This is a genomic window from Streptomyces sp. NPDC094032, assembly GCF_040303965.1.
Classification (GTDB): Bacteria; Actinomycetota; Actinomycetes; order Streptomycetales; family Streptomycetaceae; genus Streptomyces.
In genome coordinates this window covers 525696-539260 of the sequence record NZ_JBEOUE010000001.1, presented here as the reverse complement: position 1 = coordinate 539260, position 13565 = coordinate 525696, and the positions used below count along the sequence as shown (strand labels likewise).

The following is a 13565-nucleotide window of genomic DNA, read 5'->3' as shown; positions in this document are numbered from 1 at the left end:
AAGCGCCCGTCACACTCTGCCACCGAAAAGGGGCTCGCATGAGCGGTGAATTCCGCGTACGGGAACTGGTCCTGGGAATAGAGGGACTCGCGCTGCTGCGCCACGCGCTGGACGGGGACGAGAAGTTCCTCCGGGCCCGTGTCGAGGACATCCGGCGTTTCGTCTCGGACGACGAGCGGCTGCCGGACGGCGGCGCCGAGGTCAGCGAGCTCGACGCCTCGGCGGGCTACGCCTCCTGGTCGGCGGTGTACGACTCGCTGCCCAGCTCGTACATCGAGGTCGAGGAGCCCGAGGTGCACGCGATCCTCGACTCCCTTCCGACGGGCGTCGCCCTCGACGCCGCCTGCGGCACCGGACGCCAGACCGAGGCCCTCGTCGCGCGCGGACACCGCGTCATCGGCGTGGACCAGTCGCCCGAGATGCTGGCCAAGGCCCGGGAGCGCGCGCCCGAGGCGGAGTTCCGGGTCGGGCGCCTGGAGGACCTGCCGCTCGACGACGACTCGGTCGACGTCGCCGTCTGCTCGCTGGCCATGACGCATCTGCCGGACCTGAAGGCGGGCGTGTCCGAGCTGGCCCGCGTGGTCCGCCCGGGTGGCCGGATCGTCGTCTCGGACATGCACCCCTTCGTCATCGCCCTCCAGGGCCAGTGCCTCTTCGTGCACGACGCGGACCGGCTGGCGTTCGTCCGCAACCACGTGCATCTGCCGGGGCGTTACCTGGAGGCGTTCACGGAGGCCGGGCTGCGGGTCCGGGGCTGTCGTGAGCCGCTCTTCAACGGGCGTCTGGCGCCCGGCGGTTACGAGGAGTTCATCGCCGACGCGGCGCGGGCGGCCTGGGAGGACCTGCCGATCGTCGTCGTCTGGGACGTCGAGGTCCCGGCGTAACCGTCGGACCGCACCGGACACCGAAGACGGACAGCGACAGGAGAGGAGGGGCCCGATGGCCCTGGTGGTGGTCACCCACGCGGAGCGCCCCGAGCTGTGGGACCGCATGCCCGAACGGTTCGCCGGAGTCGTGCCCGAGTACAACCTGCACGGCGACGTCAACGACACCTACTGGAAGCGCCTGTTCGACGAGTTCCCCGCGTACCAGTTCGTGCTGTACGACGAGGAGCGCGAGGAGGTCGCGGGGGCGGGACGCTCGCTGCCGCGCGGCTGGGACGGCAGCGCGGACGACCTCGGTCCGGGCCTGGACGACTCCATCGCCCGCGCGTTCACCGACCGTGCGGCGGGCCTGCCCCCGGGCGCGCTGTGCGCCCTGGGCATCGAGGTGGCGGAGGACTACCAGCGCCGGGGCCTGTCGACCCTGCTCCTCGGCGCGATGCGCACCGTGGCGCGGCGGGCCGGACTGCCGACGGTCCTGGTCCCGGTGCGGCCCACCTGGAAGGACCGGTACCCGCTGGTGCCGATCGCCCGGTACGCGGCCTGGACGCGGGACGACGGGAGTCCGCTCGACCCGTGGATCCGCACCCAGGTCGGGGCCGGCGGCACGGTCGCGGGGAGCTCGGAGCGCTCCTCGCGGATCACCGGGACGGTGGCCGAGTGGGAGAGCTGGACCGGCCTCGCCTTCCCCGAGGACGGCGACTACGTCTTCCCGGGCGGGCTCTCCCCGTTGCGCGTCGAGCGGGCGCGCGATCTCGGCTCGTACTGGGAGCCGGGGGTCTGGATCACCCATCCCGTCACTCCTGAGGAAGCCGCTCCCCCTCGCTGACGGCGGTCCACGCGAACGCGGCCATCAGCCGCACCTCGTCGGGACCGGCCTCGGGGCGGCGCTCCGGCGGCAGCCCGGCGGGTCCGGCGGTGGCGACCGCCGCCTCCCGCATCCGGGCCAGGGCGTCCGCGGGCGGCCCGCCGGGCCCGTCGCCGAGCCGGCGGGCGGCTCCGGCCGCCTGCCGGCCGAGCAGCAGGCAGTGGATCCACAGCTCCTCGGCGAAGGCCCAGCCGAAGCGGTGCGCCACGTCGGCCGCGAGCTCCTTCGGCATCGCGTCCACCACGGCCTCGCGCACGGCCTCCTCGGCGAGCCCGGTCGCCGGCAGGGCGTCGCGCCAGCGGTGGTGCCCCCGGCCGCCGTCCGCCGCCCGCTCCTGGCCGACGAGCCGTACGTACCCCTCCCCGTACCGCATGTACGGGATCCAGCCCGGCTCCTCCAGGACGCGGCCCCGCTCCAGGAGCGGCGCCGCGTCCGCCGCGTCCATGGGGCAGACGGCGAGTCTGATGCCCTGGGCCGCGTGGCCGTTGATGCTGCTGGTGCCGATGTGCTCGACGACGTTGGGCACGGCGATCAGGCTCATCCGGCCCCGGGCGCGGAAGAAGACCGAGAACAGTTCGTCGTCGTGGCGTTCGGTGCTCCCGTCGGCGAACCGCCGGAACTCCTCGGCCGTGCCGACGGGCAGGCAGACGGCGAGGGAGGGCGTGAACTCGTCGGGCACCGCCCGCACCCAGGTGGCGCCCGCGAGCGCGGCGAGCCGGGCCGCCCCGCCGTTGCGCGCGTGCCAGTTGGTGTAGAACACGAGCGCCTCGTCGGGGAACCGGTCCGCCGCGCGCCCGACGAGCGCCGTCAGCTCCGGCGGCGCGGACACGTCGTCCTGCACGACGAGATGGTGGCTCGCCCGGGCGTCCGCCGCCGCCCACGCGACCAGCGCCGTCCGCAGCGCCGACGGGGGCCCGTCGGGGTCCGGATCGAGCGCGAGCCCGTCGAGCCGGAGCCGCGCCGCCAGGTCACGGGCCTGCTCCAGACGTACGGGATGGGTCATGACCGCCGAACTCACGCGCACCGTCCGCACCTCCGCTGGCCCTCCGCCCGGCTCGGGAATGTCGCCGTCATCGTGGCAGAAGCGACCGGCGCCGGGGACGCCCGCGCCGCACGTTGGCCGGTTCCGGTGGGCCGCGCTCAGCGCCGGTGGCGGCTGCCCCAGCGGTCCCGCGCGAGCGGTTCGCCGGCGTCCGGCCGGTAGCGCACGGCGGGCCGGTCCCGGGGCCCTCCGGTGCTGTCGGGCACCTGCCCGGCGGCGGAAGCGGGCCTTCGGCGTGCGAGGAGGGCGGTCAGCCACAGCCAGCACAGGGCCACGGCCCCGTCCACCCACAGGGCGAGCGCGAGCGGCAGCCGTCCGTCGGCGTGCACCGCCACCATGACACCGGCCGAAAGCGCCGCCCCACCACCACCCAGCAGCAGACACACGGCTCCGCGCATCGCACCTCCCTCACCGGTCCCGGCCCCTCCAGCAGTGAACGGGAGAGCCGTGGCGGCTGTGACGACGTGTTCAGGCCAGCTTGGCCGCCCCGCACACGCGCGGCCGATCCGGGCGATAATTCTCCTATCGACCGTAGTGTCCGTGCGCGCGATGGCCTGGAGGTCGGCGTGGACATCAGACCCACAGGCCGGCCCGCGCCGTCGTCCGCCCGGCGCGACGGCAACGCCCTGCGGTTGTCCCGCGTCCTTCCCGTGGGGCTGGTCGTCGTCGGCATCGTCTTCCAACTGGTCACTCCCGCCCAGCTCACCGGCACACCGTTCTTCGTGGCCGCCCCGCTCACGGCGGCACCGCTCTACTCCTGGGGCGCGACGCTCGCCTTCGGCGCCGCCGGCCTGGTCTCCGCCGCGCTGCTCCACCTGGTCGCCGGGTCGATATGGGAGTCCACCGCGGCCCTGGACCTGGCGACCGAACTCGCCGCCATCGCGTTCGCCACCGCCATGGCCGCGCTCCTCAACCGGGTCGTCCACCGTGCCCAGGAACAGCTCGCCGCGGCACGCGGAGTGGCCGAGGCGGCCCAGCGCGCGGTCCTGCCGACACCTCCCGAGCGGATCGGCGGCCTGCGGCTCGCCAGCCACTACGAGGCGGCCCAGCGGGACGCGCTCATCGGCGGCGACCTGTTCGCGGCGCGGGCGACACCGTACGGCGCCCGGCTCGTCATCGGGGACGTACGGGGCAAGGGGCTCGGCGCGATCGAGACGGTCTCGGTCATCCTGGGCGCCTTCTGGGAGGCGGTCGACCGGTCCGCCACGCTGGCCGAGCTCTCCGGGAGCCTGGAGCACGCCCTCGCCCGAGAGGCCATGGGCCGCAGCGGCTTCGCCGACGCGGAGGGCTTCGCGACCTGCCTCCTCGTCGAGGTCCCGGCCGATTCCCGGGTGCTGCGCACGCTCAACCTGGGCCACCCGCCCCCGCTGCTGCTCCTGCCCGACGGCGACGTCGCCGACCTCGCGCCCCGGGCCTTCGGCGTCCCCCTGGGCCTCTCCGACCTCTCCCCCTCGCCGCCGGTGCCGGACGAGTGGGAGTTCCCGGCCGGCGCGACCCTGCTCCTGTACACCGACGGCCTGTCCGAGGCACGCGACGGCGACGGCACGTTCTACGACCCCGCGAGCCGCCTCAAGGGCCCGGTCTTCTCCTCGCCCGCGCGGCTGCTCGCCACGATCGTCGGCGACGTCAAGCGCTTCACGGGCGGCCGGGCCACGGACGACATGGCCCTGCTCGCCGCGCACCGGCCACGCGGCCGGGCGCCGAGGACATGACGGTGGACGACCTGACTCCGCACGCCGGTCCGGACGGTTCCGCCGACGAGGCACTCGCGCTCCAGGATCTCGTGGCCCGGCTCGTCGTCGCGTACCCCTCCCTGGACCCGGCCGCCGTCGAGGCGGCGGTCCGGAGCGCGTACGCCCATTTCGAGCAGGCCACGGTCAGGTCGTTCCTCCCGATCCTGGTCGAGCGCCGGTCCCGGAAGGCGCTGGACGCCGCCCGGGTGGCAGCCGGGGTCCGGTCAGGGGATCATGACCGCGGAGGACGCCATGACTCCTGACGACCGACCCGATTCCCCCTCGGACGAGCCACCCGAGCGTGAGCCCGAGCCCGCGCCCGCGCCCGAGGCCGCGCGGCGCCGCCGGTGGTGGCCCCGTCTCACGGTGCCGGGCTGCTGGGGCGCGCTGCTCCTCGCGTGCCTGTCCTTCACGCCGTCGCTGCTCCCGCGCGACGGTCTTCTGCAAGGGCTGATCGCCGGCATCAGCGGCGCCATCGGATACGGGCTCGGCGTCATCGCCGCCTATGTGTGGCGGGCGTTCGCCGACCGGGAGGCCAGGACCGCCGCGCGCAGGTCGTGGCAGGTGCTGCTCGTCGCCGCGGTCGTGCTGTTCGGGGTCTCGTTCGGGCTCGGGCAGTACTGGCAGCACCAGATCCGCCAGCTCATGGGCGTCACCGACTACAACGTCTGGGCCACCATCGCCTGCCCGTTCGTCGCCGCGCTCGTCTTCCTGGCGCTGCTGTTCGTCGGGCGGGGACTGCGACGGCTGTACCGCTGGGCCGCCCGGCAGCTCGGGCGCTGGATCGGCCCGAAGGCGGCGCGGGTCGTCGGCTGGGGCCTGGTCGCGGCGCTGGCCTGGTCGGTGTTCAGCGGGGTGCTGCTCGGCGGCTTCGTGAACGCCATGAACAGCGCCTTCTCGCTGCGGGACACGGAGACCCCGGAGGGCGTCCACCAGCCCACCTCTCCGCTGCGCTCCGGCGGGCCCGGCTCGCTGGTGCCGTGGGACTCGCTGGGCTTCCAGGGCCGGGCCTTCACCGGCAGCGGGCCGACGGCGGCGCAGATCGGCGCGTTCACGCACCGCGCGGCGCAGGAGCCCGTACGGGCGTACGCCGGTCTGGAGACGGCCGACGACACCGAGAGCAGGGCGAAGCGGGCGGTCGCGGACCTCCAGCGGGCCGGCGGCTTCGAACGGAAGGACCTGCTGGTCATCACCACCACGGGCAGCGGCTGGGTCGACCCGGCCGCCGTGGACTCGTTCGAGTACCTCGCCGACGGCGACACGGCGACGGTGGCGCTTCAGTACTCGTACCTGCCGTCGTGGATGTCCTATCTCGTCGACCAGTCCAAGGCCCGCGAGGCGGGCCGCGAGCTGTTCGACGCGGTCTACGACGTCTGGTCCAAGCTGCCCCAGGACCAGCGTCCACGGCTGTTCGTGGCGGGCGAGAGCCTGGGCTCGTTCGGCGGCGAGGCGGCCTTCAGCGGCGAGTACGACCTGCGCAACCGCACCGCCGGGACCCTGTTCGCGGGGCCGCCCAACTTCAACACCCTCTTCCGCGAGTTCAGCGACCACCGGGAGCCGGGCAGCCCGGAGATCGAGCCCGTCTACAAGGAGGGGCGGACGGTCCGGTTCACCGACGACCCGGCCGCCGGGATCCCCCCGAAGGACCGCCCGTGGGACGGGACGCGGGTGCTGTACCTGATGCACGCCTCGGACCCGATCGTCTGGTGGAGCCCCGATCTGGCCCTGTCGGAGCCCGACTGGATCGGGGAGAAGCCGGGCAGCGACGTGCTGGAGTCCATGGTCTGGATCCCGTTCGTGACGTTCTGGCAGGTCACCGCCGACCTGCCGTTCTCCACGGGGGTGCCGGACGGACACGGTCACCGGTACAAGGCCGAGTACGTGGACGGCTGGAACGCCGTCATGCGGCCGTCCGGGTACACGGCGCAGGACCTGGCCCGGCTCAAGGAGATCGTCACCGCGCCGCAGTGACCGGGGCGCCCGGGCGGGGCGGTCAGCGCAGCAGGAACCCGGCGACGTAGCCGAGGGCGTTCACCGCCCAGTGCAGGCCCATCGGCGCCAGCAGGCTGCCGCTGCGCCGCCGGAGTTCGCAGAACAGGACGCCCGCGGCGGCCGTGAACAGCACGGCCGCCCCGATCGCGACCAGCGCGCCGAACGCGGAGTCGCCGAAGACCGTGGTCAGCGCGGGCTTCGCGGTCGACAGGTGCAGCGACGGCAGCACGTGCCACAGGCCGAACAGGAGGCTCGACACAGTGGTCGCCCACCCGGTGCCCCGGGCCCGGGCCACGAGGCCGTAGAGCACGCCGCGAAAGGCGGTCTCCTCCAGCAGGACGGTGCCGACCGGCACGTACACGAGCACGCGCAGCGCCAGCTCGCCCCCGTCCATCCCCGCGTAACGCCGGTCCTCGAACAGTCCCCTGGTGGCGGGAAGCAGCGCCCCGGCCAGGTAGACGGCGCCGACCAGACCGATCAGGGCCAGCGCCCACCGGGCGCCGGTCCCGAGCGTGCCGGGCGCCAGACCCGCGTCCGCGCGGGTGCCGCCGGCCCAGCGCAGCACCCCGAGCAGCAGGGCGCTCACCGCCACGGCCGTCACGAGCTCGACGGGGCCGGACCAGCGGTGCGTGAGCGCGTTCGCGACGGCGAGCACGGCCAGGGTGAGCACGACGGCCGGCCAGGTGCCGATGGGTCCGCGCCACCGGGCGGCCCGGGCTTGCGGGGGCCGGGCGGCATCGGGCTCGTCGGGGTCGGGCTCGTGGGGGTCGGGCTCGTCGGGGTCTCGGGCAGGCACCAGGGTGAGTCCGCCCTTCGATCGCTCCGACGCCGCGTGTCCCCTCCCCTCGGCCACGCTACCCGGCGGCCCCCCGCCGTGCCCGGCACCACGAGGGCAGCCGCGCCGGTCGGCTCAGCGCAGCACCTCCAGCTCCGGGTACCGGCCGCCGGGGTTCTCGAAGAAGGCGGTGGGCCGCAGCTTCAGGTGCAGGTCGAAGAAGGCCGTGAGGGCGGTGCGCTGCGCGGCGAGGGAGCGCCGGGCGGCGATGGTGCCGATGAGCTCGTCGGCCGCGGGGACCGGCGGCCGGCCGGTGAGCTGGGGAAGGAGGACCTGGAGATCGGTGTACGAGCCGTGTGCGGCCTTCCGCAGGCGCAGCGCGCGCTTCCAGCCGGTCGAGGCGGCCCAGAAGGACGCCCAGCTCGCCTCGGTGTCGAGGGTCTTCGCACCGGACGCCATCAGCAGGAACGGCTTGCCGACGCCGCTGTGGGCGACCGTGCCGACGAACTCGCCGTCGAGGTCGGCCGCCGCGCGGACGCGCGGGTCGTCGTGGGCGAGCCGGGCGGCCACGGAGCCGCCCAGGGACTGGCCGAACGCGCCCGTCCTGGAGGGGTCGAGCGCCGCCGCCAGTCCGGTCGGCAGGGGCCTGCCCTCGGCGTCGGGGTGGTGTCCGCGCGCCAGGCGGTCGAGCTGCCGGAGGACGAACCGGGCGTCGGCGAGGCGGGCTCGGTGGTGCCGCGCGAGCAGGGCGGCGATGACCTCGGGGGTGAGCACGTCGGGCAGCGGGACGGCCCGTTCGACACGGCCGCCGGGGAACTCGACCTGGTCGGCCTCGTACGTGGAGTCGAGGGCGACCACGACGTAGCCCCGGCTCGCCAGTTCCTCGACCAGGGTCGTGCCGAGCGCGCGGGTGCCGCCGTCCCCGGAGGAGAACAGCACGACCGGCAGCCTTCCGGCCGAGCGCGCGACGGGCGCGCCGGTCCGCGCGTGGGTGCGGATCCCGCACCAGTCCACCGTCCCGGCGGGGACGCCCAGGGCGGGCGCGGAGTGCTGGTCCCAGTCGGCGGCGGCCGCCGGAGACAGCCAGGGGGCGATCGGATACGCCCCGCCCGCCTCCGCCGGATACCACACCCCGGCCATCAGCTCGCGGAAGGGCCGCGAGGGTACGAGGGGGTCGCGGCGCGTCCGGTCGACCAGGTGCAGGTCGACGGTCCCGACCGGCCAGGGCCCGGTGGGCGCGGGCAGCCTCGGGGTGACCGGCCCGGCCGCGCGGGCGGTGCCCGCTGTGGCGAGGACGGTGGCGGCGCCCAGCTGAAGGAGCAGGGCGCGGCGGGACAGTGACATGGGTCGACTCCTCGTGGGGGGGCTGGCTGGGGAACCCGACCAGCGTTCCAACGCCGGACCGCCCGGGGCGACGTACCCCGGAACGATCCGCCCGGTGGCCACCGGTCTCCCGGGAACCGGCCGTCTCCTCCCCCAGGAGGATCCGATGCCTCCCGGGGACGCCCCCACTCTCCGCCGATGGGCGGAGGCGCTCAGCCGGGGCACGCCCCTAGCGTGGGGCGGGGTCGCAACGGAGCCCCGGCGAGGAGGGACACGACATGAGCGAAGCCATACCTCCGAACCGGCTGTACGCGTCGTACCGGGTGCGCGTGGCGCGCGTACCGGCCGTGGTCCAGGACGCGTCGCTGGCAGCGGCGCTCTTCCTGCTGACGCTGGGACCGGCGCGTCTGGAGGGCGCCTCGGGTCCGGTCCTGCAAGCGGCCCTGGTGCTGCCGCTGGTGTGGCGGCGCCGGGCGCCCCGCGCCGTGTTCGGAGTGATCGCCGCCGTGGCGCTGGTCCAGTGGCTGCTGGGCGTCCAGTCGCCCGCCGACGCCGCGCTGTTGATCGCCCTCGGCACGGTCACGGCCCGGTCGTCCCGGCGGTCGGGATGGGCGGCGGTTGTCGTCGCGACGGCGGGGGCGGTGCTGGCGGCGGCACGCTGGGCGCCCGAGGGGCGGTTCCTGGCCTCCGCCGCCGCGATGACCGCCGCGGTCGCCGCGAGCGCGCTGCTGGGGGCCAACACGCGGATGAGACGGGCCGCCGAGGAGGAGCGCGTCGCCGCCCTTGAGCGCCGGGCACGGCTCGCGGTGGCCGAGGAACGGACCCGAATCGCGCGGGAGTTCCACGACAGCGTGACGCACAGCCTCTCCGTCATGGTGGCCCTCGCCGACGCGGTCGTGCACGCCCGCCCCGACGACGCGCTCACCGTGACGACCCGCATCGCGGAGACCGGACGGCAGGCACTGACCGACATGCGGCGCTCGCTGGGCCTCCTCCAGGAGGACGAAGCCGACGCGGAACGGCATCCGCCACCCGGCCTGGCGGAGCTCGGTCCATTGTGCGAGCGGATGGAGGCAGCGGGCCTGAGGACCCGCCTCCGGCTGAACGGCGACATCGACCGCGTACCCACGGCTGCACAGCTGACGGTCCATCGCCTGGTCCAGGAGTCCCTGACCAACGCCCTGCGCCACACCCCCGAGGGCACACGCGCCGAGGTCCGGGTCTCCTGCACCCCCCAGACCGTCATGGTCGAGGTGTCCGACAACGGACCGGCCGGACCGCCCGGACCGGCCCCCGCGCCGGGACGCGGCCTCGCGGGAATGCGGCAGCGCGCGGCGGCCTACGGCGGGGTCCTGGACGCGGGCCCACTGCCCGACGGCGGCTGGCAGGTCTCCGTACGCCTCGTTCTCGATCCGGACGGTGCCCCATGAGCATCCGTGTGCTACTCGTCGACGACGAGGAACTGCTGCGCCTGGCTTTCACCATGATCCTGCGCGCCGAGGCCGATATGGAGCCGGTGGGCGAAGCGGCGGATGGTGCGGCCGCTGTGCGGATGGCGTGCTCGCTGCGGCCCGATGTGGTGCTGATGGACGTGCGGATGCCGGGGACCGACGGCATCGAGGCGACGCGGCGGCTGCTCCGGGAGGTGCCGGGGGCGCGGGTGCTGGTGCTCACCACGTTCGATCTGGACGCGTACGCCTTCGACGCGCTGCGGGCGGGGGCGTCGGGGTTCCTGCTGAAGAACAGCAGGCCCGAGGAGCTGCTGGCCGCGATCCGTGACGTGGCCCGCGGTGACGCCGTGGTCTCCCCCCGTGTGACCCGGCGTCTGCTCGACCGCTTCGCCCACCGGCTGCCCGCCGCCGCCGAGGACGACGGGGAGCGCCTGAGCCTGCTCACCGCGCGCGAGCGCGAGGTCCTGCTCGGCGCCGCCCGTGGTCTGACCAACGCCGAGCTCGCCGCCGCCCTGGACCTCGCGGAGCCCACGGTGAAGAAGCATCTCGGCCGGGTCCTGGCCAAGCTGGAGCTGCGGGACCGTGTGCAGGCGGTGATCTTCGCGTACGAGAACGGGCTCGTCGGGCCCGGCTGAGGGCCCCGCCGTGACGGCGGGGCCCGCCGGAGGTGTCAGGCGACGTTGACCGCGGTCCAGGCGGCCGCCACCGTGGCGTACTCGGTGCTGGTGGCGCCGTAGAGGTCCTTGGCCGCGCTCAGGGTCGCGACGCGGGCGCCCTTGTAGTCGGTGGTGGAGGTCATGTAGACGGTCAGCGCCCGGTACCAGATGGCGGAGGCCTTCTGGTTGCCGATGCCGGTGACGGTGGAGCCGTTGTACGTCGGGCTGTTGTACGTGATGCCGTTGATCGTCTTGGTGCCGCTGCCCTCGCTGGCGAGGTAGAACCAGTGGTTGCCGACGCCCGAGGAGTTGTGCACGTCGAGCCGGCCGACGGTCTTCGACCAGTAGTCGGCGGAGCGGCCGTCGAGGGAGGGCTTGTCGAAGCGGCGCAGCCACGGCGGGGTGGACTGGTCGCTGAAGAGGTAGTCGGGGGTGTCGACCGGGTTGTTCGCGTACCACTCGACCATCGTGCCGAGGATGTCGCTGGTGGCCTCGTTGAGGCCGCCGGACTCGCCGCTGTAGCGCAGGTTGGCGGTGGCGGAGGTGACGCCGTGGGTCATCTCGTGGCCCATGGTGTCGAGGTCGACCTGCTCGGGGTCGGTGACGCCGTCGCCGTCGCCGGTCATCATGCAGAAGCAGGAGTCCGACCACTGGGCGTTGTCCCAGTTGGTGCCGACGTGGACGAAGACGGTGGCGCCGCGGCCGTCGTTCTTGATGCCGTTGCGGCCGAAGGTGCTCTTGTAGTAGTCGAAGGTCTTCGCGGTGTTGACGTGCGCGTCGACGGCGGCGGTGGAGCGGTCGGTGGAGAACTTCCGGCCGTCGCCCCAGACGTTGTCGGCGTCGGTGAACAGGGTGCCCGAGGAGCTGTTCAGGGAGGAGGCGGAGACGTTGTGCGCGTCCTTGGTGATGTGCTTGCGGGTCGGGTCGATCAGCGCGAAGGTGCCGTCGGCCTGGAGCGTGGTGTCGATGGGGACGTCACCGGTGTACTCGGAGTGGCCGGTGCCGGTCGCCTCGCGCTCGGTTTCGTAGTTCTCGATCGCGGCGCCGCTCCTGGCGTCGGTGACGAAGACCTCGCCGTGCGGCTGGCCCTTGTCGCCCAGGCCCTGCACGGTGGTGCGCCAGGCCAGGCGGGCGGTGCCGTCGGCGGCCCACACGATCAGCTCGGGGGTGGACCGGGCGTCGCGCACCAGTCCGCGCGAGCGCCTGAGGGCGCCGGCCGCGGTGCCCTTGGCGTCGACGGCGGGGGTGACGGAGGCGAGCGCGACCTTGTGGGCGCGGGCGTGGCTGGAGCCCTTGAGCGAGCCGTCGGCCTTCTGGTGGACGACGAAGTCGCCGCCGACGACGGGGAGGCCGCGGTAGGTGCGCTCGAAGCGGACGTGCTGGGTGCCGTCGGCGTCGACGACGACGTCCTTCACCTGGAGGGCCTGGCCCGCGCCGAAGCCGAAGGTGTCGGCGTGCCGGGTCACGTTGGCCTGGGCCCGGGCTATCGCCGTGTCGCGGACCGATATGCCGTGCGGCGCGGCCTGGGGCTGCGAGTAGGCGGGGGCGGCCAGGGCGCCGGTGGTGAGGACACCGGCGGCGACCATCGTGGAAAGGGCAAGCAGGGGACGGGTCATGACGCGGTGTTCCTTCGCTCGTCGTGGGGGGTGACGACGTCCTGGGACGTTGACGCGAAGTGTTCACCAGGTGACATGTTCCTGACGTGATCCCAGGTGGGATATAGCCGGGGAGTTATAGGGGGCCGGGGGCGTCAGCTCTCCGCGCCCAGCGCGAACTCCTCGCCGCCGCCCTCCCACCAGGCCAGGTACGGGGGCCGCTGCCGCACCAGCGCGAGGTAGGCGGCCAGCAGGCGCTCACCCACCGCCTCGGCCAGTTCGGGCGGCACCGTCTCCGTGTTCCAGGCGAGCTGGAGCCGCCGGTGGAACGGGACGTCCACGAGCGGGCGCTGCACGGTGCCCTGGGCCGGGACGTCGGCGGTCGGCCACACCCCGCAGACGGCGCGCCGGCCGGCGACCAGGATCCGCGCCACGGACAGGTCCGAGGTCACATGGGCGATGCGGGGCGTGAACCCGGCCGACTGGCAGGTGAGATGGAGGTAGGCGTGCACCCCGCTCTCGTCCGCCTCCGGCATGACCCATTCCTCCTCGGCGAGGTCACGCAGGCGGACCGTCTCCTGGCGGGCCAGCGGATGCTCCTCGGCGAGCAGGACGAAGACGGGCTCGCGCAGCAGGGTACGGGTGGCCACCGATTCGCCGACGGGAAGAGGGAACCCGGGGAACTCGCCGAACACCGCGATGTCGCATTTCGCCTGCCCCAGCGCCTTCACTAGGGTGTGCACCGAGCGGCGGGCGTCGATGCTGAGCCGGCGCTCCGGGACGAGTTCGAAGAGGGCGGGGATGAGCAGCGAGACCAGGGGGCCCGCGGTGCCGCCCGCCCGCAGCGGCGCCGCTGTCTCCCGGTCCGCCTCTGCGGTCGACCGCGCGTGCGCGCGCAGCCGGTCGAAGCCGGTCACGAGGTCGCGTGCGCAGCGGAGCACGTACTGGCCGTTCTCGTTCGGCTTCACCCCCTCGGCGCTGCGGACGAAGAGCGGGCCGCCCAGCTCGTGTTCGATCCGCTTCAGCTGGGCGCTCGTGGCCGGCTGGGACAGCTGAAGCCGCGCGGCGGCTTTGCGGATGCTGCCGGCCTCGGCGACGGTGAGCAGGACACGGAGGTGCCGGAATTCGAGGTGCATGAACATTCCCCGCTCAGGGCGGAGGGCCCCTTGCACCCCCCGTGACCAGCAGAACCAGTTGCCCGAGGGCATGGTGACCAAGAGTCCGCCGGAGGGGTCGGGGCGGCAACCAC

The 13565-nt window shown here is 74.1% G+C and carries 13 protein-coding genes; 7 read left to right on the top strand and 6 right to left on the bottom strand.

Annotation, left to right across the window (positions count from 1 at the left end):
• The first annotated feature begins 38 nt into the window (after positions 1-38).
• Positions 39-884, top strand: a complete 846-nt coding sequence (locus ABTZ54_RS02125; RefSeq protein WP_351655841.1) for a class I SAM-dependent methyltransferase — start codon at positions 39-41, stop codon at positions 882-884.
• A 55-nt stretch (positions 885-939) separates the two neighbouring features.
• Positions 940-1710 (top strand): GNAT family N-acetyltransferase, encoded by a 771-nt coding sequence (locus ABTZ54_RS02120; protein WP_351655838.1) that lies wholly within the window; start codon positions 940-942, stop codon positions 1708-1710.
• On the opposite strand, the gene ABTZ54_RS02115 is transcribed toward ABTZ54_RS02120, so the two are convergent.
• Positions 1679-2773, bottom strand: coding sequence for a hypothetical protein (locus tag ABTZ54_RS02115; protein WP_351655835.1), 1095 nt, complete (start codon positions 2771-2773; stop codon positions 1679-1681). The two genes, ABTZ54_RS02120 and ABTZ54_RS02115, sit on opposite strands and share 32 nt — an antisense overlap.
• A gap of 116 nt (positions 2774-2889) precedes the next feature.
• Positions 2890-3189 carry a hypothetical protein gene (locus ABTZ54_RS02110; protein WP_351655831.1) on the bottom strand — a complete coding sequence of 100 codons (300 nt, stop codon included), beginning with the start codon at positions 3187-3189 and terminating at the stop codon, positions 2890-2892.
• A 168-nt stretch (positions 3190-3357) separates the two neighbouring features.
• Here ABTZ54_RS02110 and ABTZ54_RS02105 point away from each other — a divergent pair, with 168 nt between their 5' ends.
• The 3 genes from ABTZ54_RS02105 to ABTZ54_RS02095 are packed head-to-tail and all read left to right on the top strand — an operon-like array spanning position 3358 to position 6495.
• Positions 3358-4503, top strand: coding sequence for a PP2C family protein-serine/threonine phosphatase (locus tag ABTZ54_RS02105; protein ID WP_351655825.1), 1146 nt, complete (start codon positions 3358-3360; stop codon positions 4501-4503).
• 2 nt (positions 4504-4505) lie between these two features.
• Complete coding sequence (locus ABTZ54_RS02100; RefSeq protein WP_351655819.1) at positions 4506-4787, top strand: three-helix bundle dimerization domain-containing protein; 282 nt, start codon at positions 4506-4508, stop codon at positions 4785-4787.
• The gene (locus tag ABTZ54_RS02095; RefSeq protein WP_351655813.1) at positions 4777-6495 is read left to right on the top strand and encodes an alpha/beta hydrolase; all 1719 of its coding nucleotides are present in this window, start codon (positions 4777-4779) and stop codon (positions 6493-6495) included. Before ABTZ54_RS02100 ends, ABTZ54_RS02095 begins: the two co-directional genes overlap by 11 nt.
• A gap of 22 nt (positions 6496-6517) precedes the next feature.
• Here ABTZ54_RS02095 and ABTZ54_RS02090 read toward each other — a convergent pair whose 3' ends face one another.
• A complete protein-coding gene (locus tag ABTZ54_RS02090) occupies positions 6518-7312 on the bottom strand; it encodes a CPBP family intramembrane glutamic endopeptidase (RefSeq protein ID WP_351655810.1) in 795 nt (264 codons plus the stop codon).
• 114 nt (positions 7313-7426) lie between these two features.
• Positions 7427-8635 carry an alpha/beta hydrolase family protein gene (locus ABTZ54_RS02085; RefSeq protein ID WP_351655807.1) on the bottom strand — a complete coding sequence of 403 codons (1209 nt, stop codon included), beginning with the start codon at positions 8633-8635 and terminating at the stop codon, positions 7427-7429.
• A 257-nt stretch (positions 8636-8892) separates the two neighbouring features.
• On the opposite strand from ABTZ54_RS02085, the gene ABTZ54_RS02080 reads away from it, so the two are divergent.
• Together ABTZ54_RS02080 and ABTZ54_RS02075 are read left to right on the top strand one after the other, a co-directional pair.
• Entirely contained in the window at positions 8893-10044 is a 1152-nt protein-coding gene (locus ABTZ54_RS02080) for a sensor histidine kinase (RefSeq protein ID WP_351655804.1), read from the top strand.
• On the top strand, positions 10041-10700 hold the full coding sequence (locus tag ABTZ54_RS02075) for a response regulator transcription factor (protein ID WP_351655801.1): 660 nt from the start codon (positions 10041-10043) through the stop codon (positions 10698-10700). Before ABTZ54_RS02080 ends, ABTZ54_RS02075 begins: the two co-directional genes overlap by 4 nt.
• A gap of 35 nt (positions 10701-10735) precedes the next feature.
• Here the strand turns inward: ABTZ54_RS02075 and ABTZ54_RS02070 are convergent, their stop codons facing one another.
• Positions 10736-12337 carry a M4 family metallopeptidase gene (locus tag ABTZ54_RS02070; RefSeq protein ID WP_351655798.1) on the bottom strand — a complete coding sequence of 534 codons (1602 nt, stop codon included), beginning with the start codon at positions 12335-12337 and terminating at the stop codon, positions 10736-10738.
• Positions 12338-12471: 134 nt separating this feature from the next.
• Entirely contained in the window at positions 12472-13452 is a 981-nt protein-coding gene (locus tag ABTZ54_RS02065) for a LysR family transcriptional regulator (RefSeq protein ID WP_351655795.1), read from the bottom strand.
• Positions 13453-13565: the final 113 nt, after the last annotated feature.